The following is a 20,243-nucleotide window of genomic DNA, read 5'->3' on the forward strand; positions in this document are numbered from 1 at the left end:
ATCGCCGATCGAGCTTGCTGACGAATGTTGTTTCCGCGCTGCGGCGCCCTGACGATCTTCCTTTTCAATTTCGAGAAATGCGGCGTTTGACATGCAGTCAGACGGCGTTGATTTATGTCGATTTGAAAGGAAATCGCCATGACGACCGGAACTGTCAAGTTCTTCAACAACACAAAGGGCTTCGGCTTTATCGAGCGCGGCGAGGGACTGCCCGACGTGTTCGTCCATATCTCTGCTATTGAGCGCTCTGGAATGCATACTCTCCGGGAAGGCCAGAAGGTAAGCTTCGATGTCGTGAAAGACAGCCGGAACGGGAAGGACACGGCCGAGAATCTTCAGGCGGAGTAACGGGTTAGAGCCTCTGGTCTTTGACCACGGATGTACTGGCACTGACCATCGAGGCATCTAGGAAAGGCCGGGCATGCCCGGCCTTTTTTATTCCGAGGAGAAGTACCCGTGAAACGCAGGATGGAACCGAGCCTCTTCAAGCCCGTGCCCTCGCGCAACGAGACGAAAACCGACACGACGACGAAATACGTGCGCGAGATAGTCGAGAGCGAAGCGGCGGCCAGGGCGTTGAAGACCGAGCGGTTGCGCGCCGCCAGGTTGGAACGCGATGCGGGCATAGAACCTGCGGCGCCGCCGAAGAAGCCGGTGAGGCTCCCGAAGAAGACGCGCTCGAAGCGGTAGACCCTGCCGTGGCCGTCGCGCGACACGAATGCTGTCCCCGGCCTCGACCTGCGGTTCGCCGGGATTCCGGCGGCATCGTGGCCGGTGCCGCCAAGCGGCGGCTTGCCGCCCAGGGCGACCGCCCGTGAGGGGAGCGCGTCGCCTCCGACCAGGTCGCCGACCTCTCCGCCGGCCGGCGTGCGCCGACGCGGCCGGGTGAGGGCGACCGGTTCGTTCCGCCTCTCCCGCTTCGAGGCCAAGCGCGGCCGCAACGGCGAGGGCGGCCTCGGTGCGGCGCCCATCTCGGTGGAGGACTGGGAATGGGCCCGGTCGACGCCGGGTCTTTTTGCACAGGGCCGCTCTGCGGCGACCTATCTCTCGGCCACCGCGTCCACCCCACCTACGAGTTTCTCGAGGGTCAGGCGCGTCAGCGTCGGCACGTCGCACTCATTCGTTACGGCCGCCTCGATTACCGCCATGGCGACGCGGGAGCGGAATTCCAGTTCGGGGATCTGGCTGTTTGCGCGGTCCTCGCGTGCGGTCGTGCAAACCTGATTGTAGACGACACCCATCGCGTCAACCTGCCTGTCGTCGAACACACGATAGGACTGAATACCGCGAACCATGCTCGTCTCCTCCTTCGCAAGGCGGGAGCGCAAATGCGTCTCTCAGTCGTCCTGGCCTCGGATTGTCTGTGACGATCCGTCCAATCTATATGATCTCGATCGTAGTTTTTAGTCATATCTTGATTTTAATGCACAAGTTTCATTTGTGGAATACGGGATTGAATAGATATGAACCAGGCCAGTTCTCTCAGTTTATCCGGTTGCATATCCTGAAGACGCGGCTGTTTGACTTGGTACGACATCCTGCCGCCATGGCCTTGCCGTCGGTCGGGGCGGACACCGCCCCCAGCTTTTCATATTGCCGGGGAGCTCTGCCTGTGCGCGGCATTCCGAATGCTCATGGGCGGTCTTCGAGTGGCCATGTGCGGCTGTCCACGGTTCGCGGCCCTTGTCGTGATCTCCCCTGGCGCGGTGCCGGCTGCGCTTCGGTGCGGCTTGGCACCGTTCTCGTGATGCTCGGCCGCCTTGGTGTGGAGGTCCTTTTGCCTGGGTCGACCTCCTTGGCGAGGCACGGAAAACGTCCGCGCAAGGCACGGGGTCCTGCGGTTTGACGCCGGCGCCGGCGGCCTCGTAGCGCAACTCGCCGGCATGGCCGGTGAACGCGCCGGTGCCGATGAAAATGCCGGCTCCCATATCAGCCTCGGCCGAACTCGCGAGGGAAAAGGTCGGCCTGTTCGTGAAGGCCGCGAAGCTGAGGGTGTCCGTCTCGCTGCCGCCGTCCAGCAGGACCTTGCCGGTGGCGTCGTCGAGCATCCTGACGGCAACGGTGTCGTCGCCGGCATTGCCCGTGGCCGATCCGGCACCGCCACTGCCGAGAGTGATCCTGTCGTTGCCACGGTCGCCCGAGATCGACTGGACCCGCCACCCCCTGGGACACGCCCCCCTGCCTCACTTCGTGGCCAGAGCCTTGAGTTCTTGCCGAGCGGCGCCGAATGTGCCGAGCCGATGGACCGACGCTCCACTCGCCGAGAACGGGTTCGCTGGTTCGATGGCGGCGCTCCCGTCCGCTGGCGGTGATGCGGCGCGCCGGCGAGCTTCGTCGCGGGCGACGCCTTCGCCGTGTTGTTCGGCGGTCCGGAAGGGGGCTCCCGGCGGCAGGCCTGCTGGCGCTGGTCGCGAACAGCCCGCGTTTCGTCCCGGGCGGCATCGGGGTCATGCTCGCGGAACGGTCCGGTTCAATCGGGCAATGATCTGGTTATCCGTTCGGCCTCGGAAAGATCCTGCGGCGTATTGGCATTGAAGAATGGGTCGACGGGGGTCGCGGGCCAGGTGACGGTCGCAAGCCGATAGCGTGCGGTCCAACGATCGATCCTGCGCAGGCCTTCCTCGACAAGGGCGTGCCGGAGATCGTGGCGCAAAGCCACTCCCCACAGGCCGATGACCGGATGCGATTGTTCGCCGGACGCCGCGACGACGAGCTCCGCCGCTTCCTTCGCGCGGGCCTCGTGGAAGCGTTGCACGAGATCATGAGGCAGGAATGGGCAATCGCCTGCGACGCTGACCACCCAATCGACCTGCGGTCGGTTGTCCGCGGTCCAGTCGAGGGCCGCCAGCACGCCCGCGAGCGGACCGGGAAAATCGGCGACGCCGTCGGGGACCACTGGAAGGCCGAAGCGCCCGAAGCGGGCCGGGTCGCCGTTCGCGTTGAGCAGCAAGGGGTCGCACTGCGCGCTCATTCTCTCGATCACATGGTCGAGGATGGTACGGCCGCCGATCTCTCGCATCGGCTTGTCGCCGCCGCCCATGCGGCGCGCCAGCCCGCCGGCCAGAATGACGCCCACCGTCCGGGACGACCTAGTCATCGCTTCCCGCGCTCTTGCGTGCATGCCGGGAGGATTCCTCCTCGACGGCGGAAACGTCCTGATCGAAGACGATCCGTTCTTCGCCGGAAAGCGCGGTGAAACGCTTGCCCCTGGCGCGGCCGACGAGCGTCAAGCCGGTCTGTCGTGCCAGCTTCACGCCCCAGGACGTAAAGCCCGATCGCGAGACCAGGATCGGAATGCCCATGCGGACCGTCTTGATGGTCATCTCGGAAGTAAGGCGTCCGGTCGTGTAGAGAATCTTGTCGGCGGCGCCGACGCCATGGCGGTACATCCAGCCGGCGAGCTTGTCGACGGCATTGTGCCGCCCGACGTCTTCCATGTAGCAGATCGGCTCCCCCTGCCTGCACAGCACGCAGCCATGGATCGCCCCCGCTTCGAGGTAGAGCGAGGGGGTGGTGTTGATGGTCCGCGTCATATGGTAGAGCCAGGACGTCCGAAGCTCCGCCGCCGGCAGCTCGACGCCTTCGATCGCCTCCATGAGGTCGCCGAACGCCGTCCCCTGGGCGCAGCCGGAGGTCAGGGTCCGCTTCCTCAGCTTGTGCTCGTAATTCGTATTGCGCTCGGTGCGCACGACCACGACCTGCAGGTCGTCGTCATACTCGACCTCGGTCACGATATCGTCCGGCCTGAGCATGTTCTGGTTGAGCAGATAGCCGAGCGCCAGATAGTCGGGATAGTCGTTGATCGTCATCATGGTGACGATCTCCTGGGCATTGAGATACAGCGTCAAGGCCCGCTCGACAGGCACGGTCGTCTCTACCGATCCGCCCGTCTGATCGATACCCCTGACCTTCTCCGTCAACCTCGGATTTCCGGGGTCCGGCATGATGATGGAGATGTCGGAATCGTCTGAAATGCTTTGCATGTCTTTTCGGCTCGGAGCCTGTATCGAAACTCATCCGTGGCGGCGATCGGGCGGGGCTTTCCACGCTTCCGTTGCTCGCGGACGCCATGTCCGCTGCGCTCCGATTCTCGACCGCGCCGCCGTCCCGGAGCCGACCGATCTTCGGCCAGGCTCTCGCCCGCCGCGGCGCGTTTCAGGACGGGCCTTCATGCCTGGTTGCGCAGCCCGCTGCGGCGGTCTTTTCCGGAGGGTTGCATGAAACGGTTCATCCGTCATCCCTATTCGGCATGAGGGCGTCTCGCTCCTCGCGATGGCCGATTTCGAGCGGGGCCGGCCCCTCGGCCCGACCGAGGGTCGGCTCTCACGCGCCTTTGCGCTTGGCCTTCGCCGGGGAAGACAATAGGCTTTCCCGCATGACGACGACGAAGCTCGATCTCAGCGGCTTGAAATGTCCATTGCCTGCCTTGAAAACCCGCAAGGCCTTGGGAACCGTCAAAGCGCGCGAGTATCTGGAAGTTCATTGCACCGATCCTCTGTCCGCGATCGATATCCCCAATCTCGTCAACGAAACCGGCGACAGCATCGAGAAGACGTCCCGTGAGGGGGATCGGATCATATTTCTGATCCGAAGGCGGGCGGACTGACACGGGAGAGGACCGCCGTCCGGTCGGGCCGGGTGTGTCGGCGCGCCGCATCGCATTCAGTTTGGAATGATTTGCAGATGCGCCGAAAATCATGTGTCTTAGCGGACAACCGTTGCCGTCCGACGGGCGCTCTGCCTTCGGCCGGGCGCGTTGCGCAAGAAGGACAGCGAAGGGGAGAGGGCATGACGATTCAAGATCGTCGCGGTCGTGACCGTGGTCCGAAGGGGCGCGGTCTCGATGACGCCGCGCTGGTCCAGGTTCGAGGCCTCCTGGGCTCGCGAGAACGGCGGCGCGACCTCCTGATCGAGTTCCTGCACCTGATCCAGGATGCCTATGGGCATTTGTCGGCGCGCCATCTGAGGGCCCTCGCCGAGGAGATGCGGCTTTCCCAGGCCGAGATCTATGAAGTTGCCTCGTTCTACGATCATTTCGACGTGGTCAAGGAGCGCGACACCCCGCCGGCGCCGTTGACGATACGGGTCTGCGATTCCGTCAGCTGCATGCTGGCGGGCGCCGAGGACCTCGTCTCCGGACTGGCCGCGGGTGTCGATCCTCAGGCCATCCGGGTCGTCCGGGCGCCGTGCATGGGGCGCTGCGCCGATGCGCCCGCGGCCCGCATCGGCGACCGCGAGGTCGGCCGGGCCAGCGTCGAGGGCCTGCTCGGAATGGCCGAGGCCGGCGACACCAAGGTGGTGGTGCCCGGCTATGCCGATCTTGCGGCGTATCGCGCGGAAGGCGGTTACGAGCTTCTCGCCAAGGTGCGCAGCGGCAAGGTGTCGGCCGAGACGTTGATGGCGACGATGCAGAGCGCCGGCTTGCGCGGCCTCGGCGGCGCGGGATTCCCGGCCGGCAAGAAGTGGGAGATCGTCCGCTCCTATCCCGGCCCGCGGCTGATGTCGATCAACGGCGACGAAGGCGAGCCCGGTACCTTCAAGGACCGCGTCTATCTCGAGCGCGACCCGCACCGCACGCTGGAAGGGGCGCTGATCGCAGCCCACGCCGTCGAGGCCGGACGCATCTATTTCTACATGCGCGATGAATATCCGGCCGTGCTCCACATTCTTCGCACCGAGATCGCCGCGCTCGAAGCAGCGGGGATCGCGAAACCCGGCTTCATCGAGCTTCGGCGCGGAGCGGGCGCCTATATCTGCGGCGAGGAAAGCGCGATGCTGGAAAGCATCGAGGGCAAGCGCGGCCTGCCGCGGCATCGTCCGCCCTATATCGCCCAGGTCGGACTTTTCGGGCGCCCGACGCTGAACCACAATGTCGAGACGCTCTGGTGGATCCGCGACATCGTCGAGAAGGGCGCGGAATGGTTCGCGGGGCTCGGCAAGGCCGGCCATCCGGGGATCAGATCCTGGTCGGTCTCGGGAAGAGTGCAAAATCCCGGCGTCAAGCTGGCGCCGGCGGGTGTCACCGTCCGCGAGCTCATCGAGGAGCATTGCGGCGGCATGGCGGACGGTCATGTCTTCAAGGCCTACCTGCCGGGCGGTGCTTCGGGAGGCATTCTGCCGGCTGCGCTGGGTGACATTCCGCTCGACTTCGGCGGCGAGCTGGCCAAGCAGGGCGCCTTCGTCGGTTCGCACGCCGTCGTGGTGTTTTCGGATCGGGACAACATCAAGGACGTCGCGGTCAACCTGCTCAAATTCTTCAAGCATGAGAGCTGCGGCCAGTGCACGCCATGCCGGGAGGGAACCGGAAAAATGGTTGCCTTGTTGAAAGAGTCCGGCCCCTTGAACGAGGCAGGGCTGCGTGATCTGGAATCGGTGATGCGGGATGCTTCCATCTGCGGCCTTGGCCAGGCCGCGCCCAATCCGATCAATCACCTGCTGACGCATTTCCGCGAGGACATCTGATATGGCGGACAAGATCGCATTCACGCTCGATGGCAAGGCGGTGGTCGCCGCCGAGGGCGAAACGATCTGGGATGTGGCAAAGCGCGAGGGAACGAAGATCCCGCATCTGTGCCATGTCGATCTGCCCGGCTACCGGGCGGACGGCAATTGCCGGGCCTGCATGGTCGATATCGAAGGCGAACGGGTGCTGGCCGCGTCCTGCATCCGCAAGCCGAGCGCCGGCATGGTGGTGCAGACCGACACGGAGCGCGCCCGGAAGTCCCGGCAGATGGTGTTTGAGCTGCTCGCCAGCAACATGCGCCCTGCCGAGGACGGTCCCGACAACCAGTCGGCGTTCTGGGCCTGGGCCTCCTCGATGGGGATCTCGGGGAGCGACCGCTTCAAGTCGAAGTTCGAATCCGAGGCGGCGGAGTTCGATATCTCCAATCCGGCCATTGCCGTGAACCTCGACGCCTGCATCGCCTGCGGCGCCTGCGTGCGGGCCTGCCGGGAAGTCCAGGTCAACGACGTCATCGGCATGGCCGGGCGCGGCGGCCACGCCGTCCCGGTCTTCGACATGCACGATCCCATGGGGCTGTCGACCTGCGTGACCTGCGGCGAGTGCGTGCAGGCCTGCCCGACCGGCGCGCTCTACGAAAAGACGCTGATGGACAAGGCGGGCAAGACCCGCGTCGTCCAGGAGTTCGACAAGGTCGTCGATACGCTGTGCCCGTTCTGCGGCGTCGGCTGCCAGACCCGCGTCGCCGTCAAGGACGACAGGATCGTCCAGATCGACGGCCGCAACGGGCCGGCCAACGAGAACCGGCTGTGCGTCAAGGGGCGGTTCGGCTACGACTACGCCATGTCGCCGGAGCGGCTGACCAAGCCTTTGATCCGCCGCGACGACGCGCCGAAATCCGGCGATGCCGACATGCGCGACGTGGACCCGCTGACGGTGTTCCGCGAAGCGACCTGGGAGGAGGCCCTGGACCGGGCCGCCGCCGGCCTGAAGAAGGTCCTGGGCGAGCACGGCGGACAGGCGCTTGCCGGCTTCGGCTCGGCCAAGGGCACCAATGAAGAGGCCTACCTCTTCCAGAAGTTCATCCGGCAGGCCTTCGGCACCAACAATGTCGACCACTGCACCCGGCTCTGCCACGCCTCGTCGGTTGCGGCGCTCATGGAGGGCGTCGGCTCGGGCGCCGTCTCGGCCCCCTTCATGGACGCCATGAAGGCCGAGTGCGTCGTCGTCATCGGCGCACGCCCGACGACGAACCATCCCGTCGCGGCCACCTATTTCAAGCAGGCGGCCAAGCGCGGCACCAAGCTGATCATCATGGACCCGCGTGGCCAGGATATGATGCGGCACGCCACCCATGCCCTGCGCTTCAAGCCGGGCAGCGACGTCGCCATGCTGAATGCGCTTCTGCATGTCATCATCGAGGAAAACCTCTACGACAAGCAGTATATCCAGGCCAACGTCACCGGCTTCGAGGCGCTCAAGGCCAAGGTCAAGGACTTCTCGCCGGAGGCGATGGCCGAGGTTTGCGGGATCGAGGCGTCCGTGCTGCGGGACGTCGCGCGCACCTATGCCAAGTCGGAACGATCGATGATCTTCTGGGGCATGGGCATTTCCCAGCACACGCACGGAACCGACAATTCGCGCTGCCTGATCGCGCTGGCGCTGATCACCGGCCATGTCGGGCGGCCCGGCACCGGGCTTCATCCGCTGCGCGGCCAGAACAACGTGCAGGGCGCGTCCGACGCCGGCCTGATCCCGATGTACTATCCCGACTACAAGTCGGTGGAAAACATCGATATCCGCAACCAGTACGAGAATTTCTGGGGGCAGGCCCTCGATCCCAAGCGCGGGCTGACGGTGGTCGAAATCGTCGACGCCATCCATGCCGACGAGATCAAGGGCATGTACATCATGGGCGAAAATCCGGCCATGTCGGATCCGGACCAGAGCCACGCCCGGGCCGCCCTCGCCAAGCTCGAGCACCTGGTGGTGCAGGACATTTTCCTGACCGAGACGGCCTGGCACGCCGATGTCGTGCTGCCCGCCTCCGCACATGCCGAGAAGCTGGGGACCTATACCAACACCAACCGGCAGATCCAGCTCGGTCGGCCGGCGCTCGATCTCCCCGGCGAGGCGCGGCAGGATCTTGAGCTGATCATCGAGCTCGCCCGTCGGCTCGGCCTCGACTGGACCTACGGGCACGTCTCCGATGTCTACGCCGAGATGACGAGGGCGATGCCGTCGCTGAAGAACATCAGCTGGGAGCGCATCGAACGCGAGGACTCGGTCGTCTATCCGGCCGACGGCCCGGACGTCCCCGGCAATGAAATCATCTTCACCTCGGGGTTTCCGACGTCCGACGGCCGCGGCCGCATCGTGCCCGCGGACCTGCTTCCGCCTGACGAGGTGCCGGACGAGGAGTATCCGCTGGTGCTCACGACCGGCCGTGTCCTCGAACATTGGCACACCGGCGCCATGACCCGGCGGGCCGGCGTGCTCAACGCGATCGAGCCCTATGGCATCGCCGCGATGAACCCGCGGGAGATCGAGCGCCGCGGCCTTCGCATCGGCGACTTCATCGCCGTCGAAACGCGCCGCGGCACGGTGGATGCGATCCTGCGGGCGGACCGCGATGTTGCGGACGGCATGGTGTTCATGCCGTTCTGCTTCAACGAAAGCCCGGCCAACAAGCTGACGAACCCGATGCTGGATCCCTACGGCAAGATTCCGGAGTTCAAGTATTGCGCCGCGCGGGTTGCGCCGCAGCAGGGGCACGTCCAGGCCGCGGAATAAGCAGCGCCCCGCGTCTTCGATCGGCGTGATCACGGTCACGCCGATCGCAACCGGTGTCCTGCGCCGACGTCGCTCGGCCTGCTACCAGAAGGCGCCGTGCGGATAGAAGGGCAGAAGATCCCCGGCCGAGACGGTGGCCGTGTCGTCGGCCAGTTCGACAAGGCCGTCGCTGAGCGTAAGCGACGTCAGCAGGGCCGCACCCTCCTTCGGAAACCGCTGCGCCTCGTAGTCCCCGTTCTCCGCCCGTGCAATATGGACGCGGACATATTCGCGCCGGCCGGGGCGTTTCCTGTATGAGAAGGTCGAGCGGACGGGGAGCGGCATCAACGGCTCGTGTATGGCGCCGGCGAGCTGCGCCAGGACGGGCCGCACGAACATCGCGAACGTCACATAGACCGCGGCTGGATTGCCCGGCAAGCCAATGAAGGGCGTCGCCCCGATCATGCCCATGGCCAGCGGCCGCCCGGGCTTGATGGCGAGCCGCCAGAACACGAGCTGGCCGATCTCCTCCACCGCCGACTTCACATGGTCTTCCTCGCCGAGCGAGACGCCGCCCGAAGTCAGCACCAGGTCGCTCACCTCCGATGCCTTGGCCAGGCGCTCGGCCAGGACTTTCGGATCATCCCGCAGGATTCCCAGATCCAGCACCTTGGCGCCGAGTCGGGTCAGCATCGCAGCGAGCATGATGCGGTTGGAGTCATAGATGGAGCCGGGCTTCAGGCGTGTTCCGGGCCTGGCCAATTCGTTCCCCGTCGAAAAGATCGCCACGCGCAACGGCCTGCGCACACTCAGGCGGTTGTGACCGGCTGCAACCGCCAGTGCGATATCCTGCGGCTTGAGGCGACGCCCTGCCGGGATGATCAACTCTCCGGCCGCGACATCTTCCCCCGGCGGCCGCATGTTGGCGCCCGCCTTCAGTCCCGCCGGAAGATGGACGGAACCGCCCTCGACACGGACGTCTTCCTGCATGAACACGGTATCCGCATCATGCGGCATCACGGCGCCGGTAAAGATGCGAACGGCGCGTCCCGCGGCGCTCACCGCCTCCGCGGCGCCGGCCGCCAGGCGGCCGCCGATGGGAAGCACGGTCTCGCCCCCGAAAACGAGCTCGGCATGGCGCACCGCGTAGCCGTCGACCGCCGAGTTCGCGAAGGGCGGCAGGTTGTTGCGCGCGAAAACGTCCTCGGCCGAAATCCGTCCATCGGCCCGCAAGAGCCCGACACGCTCGGTCGCCGCCAGGATCGGCAATCGATCCGTCGCAAGGGCGACGGCCTCCTCGATCGCCATGAGCGAAGACGTCGAGAGGAAACAATCGCTGGAGAGCTGTGCCATCACGGACCACACTGAACTTTGCTCAGGCCACATACTCCAATTGTGCGGAGCAGGTGTAAACCCGGCCGACGGGCCATGTGCCGGTTGACGCGATGGCTTCAAATTGCAGCTGTTTCTGACCTTTCGGGAGAAGACGCGGCGCGCTAGAGCAAAGCGCGTTTTGGTGGAAACGCTCGTTGCTCTAACTTCTTGTTTCGACGCGTCTTTGCGACTTGACGCGATTCCGTCAAATCGCAAAACGCTTTAGGCAGGTTCTCTCGAATCTGCTTGCACTTATAAGTTTGAGCAGCGTTGATTTTGCATTGAAAATGCAAAATCAATCATGGTGAGAGCCAAGAGAAGCTGCTTAGGCGGGACGAAAGCCGGCTTTCCCCAGAGCCTCGCGCACCTCGGCCAGTTGCAGGGCCTGCAGAAAGGCCTGAACCGCCGGCCGGTCCTTGCGCGCCGAGACCAGAGCGAAGTCATAATGCTCCTCGGCGAGCGGAATGAAACCCAGCCCCGCCGCATGCGCCACGGGCGCAATGGTGACGCCCCAGTCGGCGCGCTTTTGCGCCACCGCCGCGGCAACCGCATTGTGCGAGCGCGGCTGGTTCCAGTAGCCGTCGGGTTTCGCTCCGCCGAGCAGCCGGTCGATGAGGATGCGCGTGCCCGCACCCTGGTTGCGGTTGACCATCAGGCAGCCGGGATCGGTGAGGGCGGCTGCGACGGCGTCGTCGATGGAACGGCCTTCGAACCGGGCGTCGCCGGAGCGATGGACGATCCCCTGCATGCGTCGCCAGCCGGGCACCAGTTCCAGGCCCTCGCCGAGATAGGGGGCATTGTACAGTCCCGTCTTCTCGTCGAGCAGATGGATCGGCGCCAGGTCGCATTCGCCGCGCCGGGCCGCCGTCAGCCCGCCGAGGCTGCCGACGGCAAGCGTGCGCGCCGTCAGGCCGCCGCGGACCAGCGCGCCCAGCACGAGGTCGAGCCCCGTGCAATGGCTGCCGATGATGACGAGATCCGGCAGGTGCAGATGCGGCGAGAACAGCGTCACCTCGGCCGCCGTTCCGGCCGGCAGGTGGTCGGCCAGTGCGTCGATGCGCAGAAAGCCGTCGGCCTGGGCAAAGGAGGTGATGGCGCCAGAGCCCTTGCCGGTGGGATAGGCGACCAGCCCGTCTTCGCCCTCGACCAGCGACGCCATGACGAATTCCGTGCGGCCGAGGTCGGACGCGATCCGCAGCGGCACCCGCGCCGTAACATGGGTGTCGGCGCGGGGCGGCAGGCCCGCCATGCGGCGAAGGACCGGCACGATCATGTCATGGAACGTGAACATCGCCGAGGTTGGAAAGCCCGGCAGTATGACGACGGGCTTGCCGCCGCACACGGCAAGGCAAAGAGGCTTGCCGGGTTTGAGCGCGACGCCGTGCGCGACGATGCCCGGCTTGCCGAGACGGGCGATGATGCGGTGGCTGACATCGCCCGCGCCCTTGGACGTGCCGCCCGAAAGGATCAGCATGTCGCAGTCCGCCAATGCCCCGCGCATGGCCGCTTCGAGCCGGGGCTCATCGTCGGCGATGGCGCCGTAAAAGACGGCCTCGCCGCCATTTTCCGCGACAGCCGCGGTGACGATGGCGCCGTTGGTGTCGTAGACGCCGGCAGGCGGCAGCGGCTCGCCGGGCTGGACGAGCTCGTCGCCTGTCGAAAGGACCGCGACGCGCGGCTTGCGCGTCACCGCGACGCTGGCGATGCCGCAGGCGGCCAGCATGCCGATTTCGCGGGAGCCGAGCAGGGTGCCGGCGCGCAGCAGCGTTTCGCCGCGAGCCATGTCGGAACCGGCATGGGAAACGGACTGGCCGGGGGCTGCGCTCCGCCGCACCTCGACGGCGCTGTCGCCGACGGGCTGGGTATGCTCGATCATGACCACCGCATCGGCGCCGCGCGGCATCGGTCCACCGGTGGCGATCACGGTTGCGAAGCCGGCCTCGACCGTTTCCACGGGGGCCATGCCGCAATGAATGGTCTCGCCGGTGAGTTCGAGCCTGACCGGACCGGCCTCCGAGGCCGCGACGATGTCGGCGGACCGCACGGCGAAGCCGTCGACGTTCGAACGGTCAAAGAACGGAACGTCGATCGGCGCGACAATGTCATCCGACAGCGCCAGGCCGAGTGAGTCTGCGAGCCGCCGCGTCTCGTTCGGCAGCGGACGTGGAAACAGGGCTGCCTGGAAGCGGGCAAGCGCCTCTTCGCGCGACAATATGGCCAGGAACTGATCCTGGCCCATGCCTTGCCGGCCACCGGGGGCGGAGGGGGGGCGAATTTTCATGGCGGCCTTATATCACATCGCCCGCAGGGGAAAGGCTTCGACGGCCGTCCCCGCGGCATGGCCCTCGCTGTCGCCGCCGATCGCAAGCCAGGCGTCGGCCATGCGGATATGGTCGAGCGAGAGGTCGCCCACGGCGAGCGCCTGCCAGCCGTCCGCTTCGCGTCGCACAAGCGCCAGTTCGGCGATACCGACGGCCGATGCGATCTTGCGGGAAAGAAGCAGGGTCACGCCTTGTCGGGGCAGGCGGGCCGACAGGTGATCGATCAGCGGCTGTACCAAAAGGAGATAGGCGGCAAGGGCCTGGCTCGGCAGGCCCGGCAGCGCCACGACAGGGACTGCGCCGCACCTTGCGGCCGCCGCCGTCTCGCCGGGCCGGAGCGCGATGCCGTGCGCAATCAACGTGCCGCCATCTGCAAGGGCCTGCGCCACGCAGTCCGTGCGCCCGACGCCCGTGCCGCCCACCAGGACGACGAGGTCACTGCCCGCTTGGGCGATCGCAGCCGTGACAGCCCCGGCATCGCGGGCGGTTGTTCCGGTCGCGACGCGTGCGCCTGCCTCCTGCGCCAGGGCCGCGATGAACTCGGCCGTCATGCCGTTTCCGTTCGAAGGAGCGAGGTCGATGAGGCGGAGGGCCGGCGAGCGGACCATGACCATGTCGGAACCCGTCGCGCGCAAGGCCAGGAGATCGGCGGCGCAGAGCCTGCGACCGGCAAGAACGACAGGGCGCATCGCAGCGATATCCTCGCCGATACGACGCGTACCCTGGCCGGGGCTGGCCTCGGCCAGGGCCTGCGCCAAGGGTCCATGGTGCTCGACCAGATCGGGTCTCAGAACGCAATCACAGCCTTCCGGCAGCGCTTCGCCGGTCTCGACCCAGTGCGGCTGCCGGCCCAGCGGCACCGGTGAATAGGACGAGGCTCCCGCAAGATCGAGCGAGCGCAGCGCCCAACCGTCGAGCACAGCCCGATTCCGGGCGGGAAGAGGCGTGCCCAATGCCGGCATTTCGGCGGCAACATATCCGCCCGCCTTGTCGAGCGGCATCGGTATCGGCTCGACCGGACCCAGGCCATCGCGCAGGTCGGCAAGCACGGAGTCAAGGCTGGTCAGCGTGCCCTGCGGAGGCCGTGTCTTGTTCATGTCGGATGATGGGCTTGCCGGCAACGGGATTGCAAGAGCCGCGCCTGGCTGGACCGCGCCCCAATGAGAACCTTCTGTCTCATCCGGGGGAGAGCGGCCCCCATGCAAGCGGAATGGTCGCGAATGCTCGCGGCTCCAGCCTTTTGCATCGTCCGAGCCGGACATGCGATGCTTGCGCACCGCCCGCCGGGCCCGGCAATCTCGGCGTGGCGCGACGAGATTTCGGAGGCGCGAGGTGGCGGGGCAAGACCTCCTGTACCGGCTGGCCAGCCGCGGCGACCTGGCCGCGCTCGGACTGCTGATGGATGCGGCGATCGCCGAGAACCAGAAGTCGGTCCTGAGTCCCGAACAGATCGCCTCGAGCCGGGCCATCATGGGTCTGGACACCCAGCTCATCGACGATGGCACCTACTATGTCATCGAGACCGGCGGCATCCTGGCCGGCTGCGGCGGATGGAGCCGGAGGGCGACACTCTATGGCGGAGACCGGACGCCGGGCCGCGATGCCGCCCTCCTCGATCCGGCAAGGGATCCGGCGCGCATCAGGGCGATGTACACGCGGCCCGGCTTCACTCGGCGAGGCGTCGGCCGGCTGATCATGGCGCTCTGCGAAGAGGCCGCGCGGAAAGAGGGCTTCCGGGAAACCGAGCTGATGGCCACCTTGTCGGGCGAGCCGCTTTACCTTGCCTGCGGATACGGGCCGATCGAGCGCGTGGAGGATGCCCGCGGCGGCGCACCTGTCCCCCTCATCAGGATGAGGAAGGTCCTGCGGTCGTAGGTCCGCCGCCGCTTCGCCTGACCCGCGGCTCAGCGGGCGCTGTAGCCCCCGTCCGCCATCAGGATGTGGCCGGTCACGAAGGACGCATTGGGGCCCGCGAGATAGAGGATGGCATCGGCAATTTCGCCCGGCTCCGCCCAGCGTCCGAGCGGATGGGCGGCCTTGATCGCGGCCTCGCCGGCTTCCGGATCGTCCAGGCCTTCGAGATAGCGCGTCAGGAACGGCGTGTTGATCGATCCCGCGCCGACCGCGTTCACGCGGATGCCCCTCGGCGCATAGTCGACGGCCATCTGCCTCACGAGCTGGAGCAGCGCTCCCTTGGCGGCGCAGTAGGCCGCCTGCTCGGGCAGGCCGACGACGCTGGAGATGGAGCCCGTCGCGACGATGGAGCCCTCCCGGCGCGCCAGCATCGAAGGCAGGGCTCGCCGCGACATCAGGAAGAAGGACTTCGCGTTCACGTTCATGACGCTGTCCCATTCGTCCTCGCTCGTGTCGTGCGCCGACTTCGAGATGATGAACCCGGCATTGCTGACCAGGATGTCGACGGGGCCCAGCCGGGCCTCCGCTGTCGCGAAGATCCTTTCGACATCAGCAGCCTTGGTGACATCGGCCGTGACGGCGACGACCTCGCCGGGGGCGTCCCGCTCGACCTCGGCCACGGCGGCGGCGATGTCCGTGGCGCAGACGCGGGCCCCCTGGGCGATCAGCCGGGCGACCGTCGCCCGGCCGACACCTCCCGCGGCGCCCGAGACGACGGCGATCTTTCCGACGAGGCTGCGTTCCATGATTCTTCTCCGGTCTTCCTGGGTGGATGAAGCTGTCGTGGCGGCGGGCAAGGGTACCGTGCATCGCCGTCGGACCGCGAGCCGCCGGATCGATGCCCGATGCCGGGCCCGTGGGTTTCGAGCCCATGACGTCCAGGCCCGGCGCGGCTCCCATCGGACGATCGCATGATCCCTCTTGCGGTTTCGATTCATATATGCAGATTATCTACAATCGGCAACGAGGTTGATCGTCCTTCGCGGCACGACATGCGGAGGTGGCTTCCCGATAGCCGGGCAAGCTCGTTCCAACAGAAATCCAATCCATGATGCCGAAGCCGGACCCCGGCCGGTCCCGAAGGCAGGCGAGAGTGGGAAACTGCGTTGACATATTGTAGACAATCTGCAAACGTCGAACCAAGGACGCGAGGGCGGCAATGCTGATGCGGAACAAGGAGGCGGAGCATTTCCGGCAGTCCATGCGACGCCTGGCCTCGACGGTCTGCGTGATATCCTGCAAGCATGATGGCGTGCGCCACGGCATCACGGTCACGTCGGTGACGCCCCTGAGCTTTGCGCCGGTGTCCGTCCTGGCCTGCGTCAATCGCCAAGCGTCGATCAATGCGCCGCTTCAGGACGAGCGCCGCTACTGCATCAACGTCCTGCGGGCCTCGCAGATGGAGATATCGAAGCGCTTCAGCGGCGGCGTGCCGCCGCAGGACCGCTTCGACTGCGGCATCTGGGCGGAGAGGGAGGATGTTCCGTACCTGCCGGATGCCCAGGCCAATCTCTTCTGCGAGATGGACCAGGCCATCGCCTACGCCACCCACGACATCATCATCGGACGCGTCGCGAAGGTCGTCTTCGCGGAGGACGTCGCTCCCCTGGTCTACCAGAACGGAGCCTATGCGCTGGCTGCGCCGCTGGCCCTGCAGAAGGCGGGATGAGCGCGCACTGCATTGCCGGCCCCGGCGCCGGCCTGTGAAAGATTTGGGAGAAGTACATGCAACTCGGTCTGTTCAGCCTGATGACCTTGCGCGACCACCCGGAAGGCGCGATGGGCGTCATGCGCGACACCCGCAAGATGGTCGAAACCGCGGAGGAACTGGGCTTCGACATCGCCTGGTTCGCCGAGCATCATTTCGCCAACTATTCGAGCTCGCCGTCGCCGCTGATGATGTGTTCCTACGCCGCGGGCTGGACCAGGACGATCAAGCTGGGTCCGGGCGTCATCGTGCTGCCGCTCTACAATCCGCTCCGCGTCGCCCAGGAGATCGCCGTGGCGGACACCCAGTCCGACGGCCGGCTGGTGATCGGCCTCGGCACCGGCTACCAGCAGTACGAGTTCGATCGCTACAAGGTTTCGCTCGACGACAAGGTCGATGTCTTCCTCGAGTATTGGGACGTGATCGAGAAGGCACTCGTCGAAGGGCAGGTGGAATACCAGGGCAAGTTCATCTCGGTTCCCAGGACGAGCTTTGCCATCCGCACGCATCAGAAGCCCCTTCCGCCGATCTTCGTGACGTCCTCCCATCCCCGGCTGCTGCAGCGCTTCAGGAAATGGAACGCGGTGCCGTTCCTCGCCGCCAGCACCCTCGGCTCCCCGGTGCTCTACAAGATGGTGGACGGGCTCAACAGCGCCTGGGCGTCCATCGGCGAGCAGCCGGCAAGGAAGCCGCTGGCCATCATGCAATATGTCTGCGTCACCGACAGCCGCGGCGAAGCCCTGGAGGCGGGCGAGCGCGCCCGTTATGTCGGGCGTATGGCCCATCATCTGCGCGGCGCCGAACTGCCGCTGGACGAGGGGGGCTTCATCCGCAACGAGGCCTATCCGGGCGAGTATTCCCTGGAGCAGTACGCGGACAATATGGTCGTCGGCGACCCTCACACGGTCGCAGAGAAGATGATTGCCGACATCAGGCGGCTGAATCCAAGCAACTACACCTGCAATTTCGCGTTCGGCTGCATGCCGATCGAGCGAGCTCACCGGTCGATCGTCCGCTTCAAGAGCGAGGTCGTGCCGCTGATCGAGAAGGAGCTCGGCCCGATCAGCGCGATCGGCGTCGAGTCCGAAGTCACCAGGAAGGCCAGTTGAGCGACGGGGGTCGCTTCCGTCCCCATCCAGCAACTTCGTTAGGGAGAACGACAATGAAGAACATGATGAAGACGCTGCTTGCAGCGACGGTCCTGGCCCTGGGGCTGGCCGGCCAGTCCCAGGCGCAGTCGGCGCTCGACACGATCGTGCAGTCGAAGAAGCTGCGCTGCGGGATCATGCTCGATTCGCCCCCCTCGGGCTTCCGCAACACGTCCGGCCAGCCCGATGGCTTCGATGTCGTCTATTGCCGCGACATGGCCAAGGTGCTGGGCGCCGAGGCGGAAATCGTCGAGACGCCGGCCCCGGACCGCATCCCCGCCCTGGTGTCGAACCGGATCGACGTGCTGATCGCCTCGACGACCCCGACGCCGCAGCGCGCGATGACCGTCGCCTTCACCCAGCCCTACATGAACTACACCACGACGGTCATCACGCGGAAGGACACGGCCGTCAAGAGTTGGGCGGATCTGAAGAGCGCGAAGCTCGGCGGCGTCATCGGGACGACCACCGAGCAACTGCTGAACAGCGAGCTTGAAAAGGGGTGGAAGGCGTCCGGCGCCACCTATACGGGCTTTGCCAGCGACACCGAGGCCTTCATGGCCTTGCAGCAGGGCAAGGTCGACGCCATCCTCCAGGCCACGGCCGTCTTCAACACGCTTGCGGCGAGCGGGCAGTTCCCGGATTTCGTGTCGGCCGGGACGGCCCCTATCAACGACCAGGTCGCGATCGCTGTGCGCCGTGACGATCAGCAGTTCCTGAACTGGGCGAGGCTCTTCGTCTGGCAGCAGAGCGCCAGCGGTCGCTTCGCCGAAGTCTACAAGCAGTTCTTCGGCAGCGCCGAGGTGCCGTCGCTGACGGTGAGCGGTGTGAACTTCTAAGGACGCTTTCCGGAAGATCGCGGCGCTGCCGGGATCGTGCGTCCGGCAGAGCCGCGTGCAAGGCGCCGCTCACGGCATCCGCCGTCGCGGCGCAGGCCGGCTCTCGCAGAGCCCGAGCCGCCGTCAGGCCGACAGCCTGCAAGAAAGAGGGGAACGACAATGAGACACAAGGTTTTTTCGGCCACGCTTCTCGTGGCCCTGTTCGGCGTCGCCTGTGCCGGCGTCGCCAGGGCGGACTCCGCCCTCGACACGATCGTCAAGACCAAGAAGCTGCGTTGCGGAGTCATGATGGACAACCCCCCATCCGGCTTCCGCAATTCGAGCAACGAGCCGGACGGCCTCGACGTGACCTATTGCAAGGACATGGCGAAGGTGCTGGGCGCGGAGGCCGAGGTCGTCGAGACGCCGTCTCCCGATCGAATTCCCGCCCTGGTGTCGAACCGGATCGACGTTCTGATCGCCTCGACGACCCCGACGCCGCAGCGCGCGCTCACGGTTGCCTTCACCCAGCCCTATATGAACTTCACCATGGGCGTGGTCACGCGGGCCGACACCGGCGTGAAGTCCTATGCCGACCTGAAGGACAAGAAGCTCGGCGGGGTCATCGGCAGCACGCAGGAGCAGTTGATCAACACCGAGCTGGCGAATGGCTGGGCAAGCACCGGCGCGACCTATGTCGGCTATGCCAGCGATGCCGAGTCCTACATGGCGCTCAAGCAGGGCAAGGTCGACGTCCTTCTCGTGGCGATGGGCGTCGTCAACGCGCTGTCCCAGAGCGGCCAGTTTCCGGAGTTCGTGCTCGCCGGCGCGGCCCCGCTGTCGGATACCGTCTCCATCGCCGTCAAGCGCGACGATCAGCAGTTCCTGAACTGGGCGAGGCTCTTCGTCTGGCAGCAAAGCGCCAGCGGTCGCTTTGCCGAGGTCTACAGGACGTATTTCGGCGATGGTCCGGTGCCGAAACTGACGATCGACGGCGTCGAATTCTGATCCCGCCGTCCCCCGTCGGCAGGCATCCTGCCGACGGGGCGGCTCGGAATATCTTCATGCTCGGATATCAATTCTACTGGTCCATCGTCTGGGATGCGTTGCCCAGCCTGCTATCGGGCGCCTGGGTCAGCCTGCAGATCACGGTGCTGTCCCTGGTGATCGGAACGCTGATCGCGATGCCGATGGCGGTCGCCCGCCAGTCGGGCGAGGGGCTCGGTTACCGGTTCTCGACGGCGTGGGTCGAGCTCTCGCGCAACACGCCGGTGCTGTTCCAGGTCTATCTGATCTATTTCGGCCTTGGCGCGCTCGGCTGGAATATCTCGAGCTACATCTCCGTGCTGGTCGCCATCTCGTTCAACAACGCCGGCTATCTCGCAGAGATATTCCGCGGCGGGCTTGCCGCCATTCCGCGCCAGCAGATGTCGGCCGCCAGGTCTCTCGGGATGACCAGCTTTCAGGGCTTCGCCCACGTCATCTTCCCGCAGGTCTTCAAGGTGATCTTCTTCGCCTATGTCACCCAGGGTATCTGGGGAATGCTGAACACCTCGCTCGGCATGCTCGTCGGGCTGAGGGAACTCACGGGAGCGGCGCAATACGCGCAGTCCGTATCCTTTCGGACCTTTGAGTTCTTCATCGTCACGGCAGGTATATATTACGTCATGGCCAAGATCCTGCAAATCATGGCGCAGCTCGTCTTCCGCGCGATGTACAGGAGCTGAC

At 65.8% G+C, this 20,243-nt stretch carries 18 protein-coding genes; 10 read left to right on the forward strand and 8 right to left on the reverse strand.

The window, feature by feature from the left end; genetic code table 11:
- Positions 1–138: 138 nt before the first annotated feature.
- Entirely contained in the window at positions 139–348 is a 210-nt protein-coding gene (locus AC27L4_RS16560; RefSeq protein ID WP_487143331.1) for a cold-shock protein, read from the forward strand.
- On the opposite strand, the gene AC27L4_RS16565 is transcribed toward AC27L4_RS16560, so the two are convergent.
- The 4 genes from AC27L4_RS16565 to AC27L4_RS16580 form a co-directional block, all read right to left on the reverse strand.
- Positions 336–716: a hypothetical protein gene (locus tag AC27L4_RS16565; RefSeq protein ID WP_487143332.1), complete on the reverse strand. Its 381-nt coding sequence runs from the start codon at positions 714–716 to the stop codon at positions 336–338. The genes AC27L4_RS16560 and AC27L4_RS16565 overlap by 13 nt on opposite strands.
- 324 nt (positions 717–1,040) lie before the next feature.
- Positions 1,041–1,295 (reverse strand): hypothetical protein, encoded by a 255-nt coding sequence (locus AC27L4_RS16570; RefSeq protein WP_487143333.1) that lies wholly within the window; start codon positions 1,293–1,295, stop codon positions 1,041–1,043.
- A 1,175-nt stretch (positions 1,296–2,470) separates the two neighbouring features.
- A complete protein-coding gene (mobA, locus tag AC27L4_RS16575; protein WP_487143334.1) occupies positions 2,471–3,097 on the reverse strand; it encodes a molybdenum cofactor guanylyltransferase MobA in 627 nt (208 codons plus the stop codon).
- A complete protein-coding gene (locus AC27L4_RS16580; protein WP_487143335.1) occupies positions 3,090–3,983 on the reverse strand; it encodes a formate dehydrogenase accessory sulfurtransferase FdhD in 894 nt (297 codons plus the stop codon). Before AC27L4_RS16580 ends, mobA begins: the two co-directional genes overlap by 8 nt.
- A gap of 392 nt (positions 3,984–4,375) precedes the next feature.
- Between AC27L4_RS16580 and AC27L4_RS16585 the strand changes: the two genes are divergently transcribed.
- The 3 genes from AC27L4_RS16585 to fdhF all read left to right on the forward strand — a co-directional run bounded on the left by AC27L4_RS16585 (position 4,376) and on the right by fdhF (position 9,253).
- A complete protein-coding gene (locus tag AC27L4_RS16585; RefSeq protein WP_487143336.1) occupies positions 4,376–4,606 on the forward strand; it encodes a sulfurtransferase TusA family protein in 231 nt (76 codons plus the stop codon).
- A 182-nt stretch (positions 4,607–4,788) separates the two neighbouring features.
- On the forward strand, positions 4,789–6,462 hold the full coding sequence (locus AC27L4_RS16590) for an NAD(P)H-dependent oxidoreductase subunit E (RefSeq protein ID WP_487143822.1): 1,674 nt from the start codon (positions 4,789–4,791) through the stop codon (positions 6,460–6,462).
- Position 6,463: 1 nt separating this feature from the next.
- Positions 6,464–9,253 (forward strand): formate dehydrogenase subunit alpha, encoded by a 2,790-nt coding sequence (gene fdhF / locus AC27L4_RS16595; RefSeq protein WP_487143337.1) that lies wholly within the window; start codon positions 6,464–6,466, stop codon positions 9,251–9,253.
- Between the two features lie 81 nt (positions 9,254–9,334).
- Here the strand turns inward: fdhF and AC27L4_RS16600 are convergent, their stop codons facing one another.
- From AC27L4_RS16600 to AC27L4_RS16610, 3 genes are all read right to left on the reverse strand, one after another.
- A complete protein-coding gene (locus AC27L4_RS16600; protein ID WP_487143823.1) occupies positions 9,335–10,585 on the reverse strand; it encodes a molybdopterin molybdotransferase MoeA in 1,251 nt (416 codons plus the stop codon).
- Positions 10,586–10,931: 346 nt separating this feature from the next.
- On the reverse strand, positions 10,932–12,887 hold the full coding sequence (locus tag AC27L4_RS16605) for a molybdopterin biosynthesis protein (protein ID WP_487143338.1): 1,956 nt from the start codon (positions 12,885–12,887) through the stop codon (positions 10,932–10,934).
- A gap of 12 nt (positions 12,888–12,899) precedes the next feature.
- A complete protein-coding gene (locus AC27L4_RS16610) occupies positions 12,900–14,024 on the reverse strand; it encodes a molybdopterin-binding protein (protein ID WP_487143339.1) in 1,125 nt (374 codons plus the stop codon).
- Positions 14,025–14,259: 235 nt separating this feature from the next.
- Here AC27L4_RS16610 and AC27L4_RS16615 point away from each other — a divergent pair, with 235 nt between their 5' ends.
- Positions 14,260–14,802 carry a GNAT family N-acetyltransferase gene (locus AC27L4_RS16615; protein ID WP_487143340.1) on the forward strand — a complete coding sequence of 181 codons (543 nt, stop codon included), beginning with the start codon at positions 14,260–14,262 and terminating at the stop codon, positions 14,800–14,802.
- A gap of 29 nt (positions 14,803–14,831) precedes the next feature.
- Here the strand turns inward: AC27L4_RS16615 and AC27L4_RS16620 are convergent, their stop codons facing one another.
- A complete protein-coding gene (locus AC27L4_RS16620) occupies positions 14,832–15,587 on the reverse strand; it encodes an SDR family NAD(P)-dependent oxidoreductase (RefSeq protein ID WP_487143341.1) in 756 nt (251 codons plus the stop codon).
- 413 nt (positions 15,588–16,000) lie between these two features.
- On the opposite strand from AC27L4_RS16620, the gene AC27L4_RS16625 reads away from it, so the two are divergent.
- From AC27L4_RS16625 to AC27L4_RS16645, 5 genes are all read left to right on the forward strand, one after another.
- Complete coding sequence (locus AC27L4_RS16625) at positions 16,001–16,510, forward strand: flavin reductase family protein (protein WP_487143342.1); 510 nt, start codon at positions 16,001–16,003, stop codon at positions 16,508–16,510.
- A gap of 56 nt (positions 16,511–16,566) precedes the next feature.
- A complete protein-coding gene (locus tag AC27L4_RS16630; RefSeq protein WP_487143343.1) occupies positions 16,567–17,658 on the forward strand; it encodes an LLM class flavin-dependent oxidoreductase in 1,092 nt (363 codons plus the stop codon).
- Between the two features lie 53 nt (positions 17,659–17,711).
- Positions 17,712–18,536 (forward strand): transporter substrate-binding domain-containing protein, encoded by an 825-nt coding sequence (locus tag AC27L4_RS16635; protein ID WP_487143344.1) that lies wholly within the window; start codon positions 17,712–17,714, stop codon positions 18,534–18,536.
- A gap of 159 nt (positions 18,537–18,695) precedes the next feature.
- A complete protein-coding gene (locus AC27L4_RS16640; RefSeq protein ID WP_487143345.1) occupies positions 18,696–19,523 on the forward strand; it encodes an ABC transporter substrate-binding protein in 828 nt (275 codons plus the stop codon).
- A 56-nt stretch (positions 19,524–19,579) separates the two neighbouring features.
- Positions 19,580–20,242: an amino acid ABC transporter permease gene (locus AC27L4_RS16645; protein WP_487143346.1), complete on the forward strand. Its 663-nt coding sequence runs from the start codon at positions 19,580–19,582 to the stop codon at positions 20,240–20,242.
- Position 20,243: the final 1 nt, after the last annotated feature.

Source organism: Labrys sp. Lb11, from assembly GCF_057554225.1.

Bases quoted from the DNA above. Each gene is read 5' to 3' on its own strand.
- AC27L4_RS16560 (WP_487143331.1), top strand. From the start codon at position 139: ATGACGACCGGAACTGTCAAGTTCTTCAACAACACAAAGGGCTTCGGC.
- AC27L4_RS16645 (WP_487143346.1), top strand. From the start codon at position 19,580: ATGCTCGGATATCAATTCTACTGGTCCATCGTCTGGGATGCGTTGCCC.
- AC27L4_RS16625 (WP_487143342.1), top strand. From the start codon at position 16,001: ATGCTGATGCGGAACAAGGAGGCGGAGCATTTCCGGCAGTCCATGCGA.
- AC27L4_RS16590 (WP_487143822.1), top strand. From the start codon at position 4,789: ATGACGATTCAAGATCGTCGCGGTCGTGACCGTGGTCCGAAGGGGCGC.
- AC27L4_RS16580 (WP_487143335.1), bottom strand. From the start codon at position 3,983: ATGCAAAGCATTTCAGACGATTCCGACATCTCCATCATCATGCCGGAC.
- AC27L4_RS16640 (WP_487143345.1), top strand. From the start codon at position 18,696: ATGAGACACAAGGTTTTTTCGGCCACGCTTCTCGTGGCCCTGTTCGGC.
- AC27L4_RS16635 (WP_487143344.1), top strand. From the start codon at position 17,712: ATGAAGAACATGATGAAGACGCTGCTTGCAGCGACGGTCCTGGCCCTG.
- AC27L4_RS16600 (WP_487143823.1), bottom strand. From the start codon at position 10,585: ATGGCACAGCTCTCCAGCGATTGTTTCCTCTCGACGTCTTCGCTCATG.
- AC27L4_RS16610 (WP_487143339.1), bottom strand. From the start codon at position 14,024: ATGAACAAGACACGGCCTCCGCAGGGCACGCTGACCAGCCTTGACTCC.
- AC27L4_RS16585 (WP_487143336.1), top strand. From the start codon at position 4,376: ATGACGACGACGAAGCTCGATCTCAGCGGCTTGAAATGTCCATTGCCT.
- AC27L4_RS16620 (WP_487143341.1), bottom strand. From the start codon at position 15,587: ATGGAACGCAGCCTCGTCGGAAAGATCGCCGTCGTCTCGGGCGCCGCG.
- fdhF (WP_487143337.1), top strand. From the start codon at position 6,464: ATGGCGGACAAGATCGCATTCACGCTCGATGGCAAGGCGGTGGTCGCC.
- mobA (WP_487143334.1), bottom strand. From the start codon at position 3,097: ATGACTAGGTCGTCCCGGACGGTGGGCGTCATTCTGGCCGGCGGGCTG.
- AC27L4_RS16630 (WP_487143343.1), top strand. From the start codon at position 16,567: ATGCAACTCGGTCTGTTCAGCCTGATGACCTTGCGCGACCACCCGGAA.
- AC27L4_RS16570 (WP_487143333.1), bottom strand. From the start codon at position 1,295: ATGGTTCGCGGTATTCAGTCCTATCGTGTGTTCGACGACAGGCAGGTT.
- AC27L4_RS16605 (WP_487143338.1), bottom strand. From the start codon at position 12,887: ATGAAAATTCGCCCCCCCTCCGCCCCCGGTGGCCGGCAAGGCATGGGC.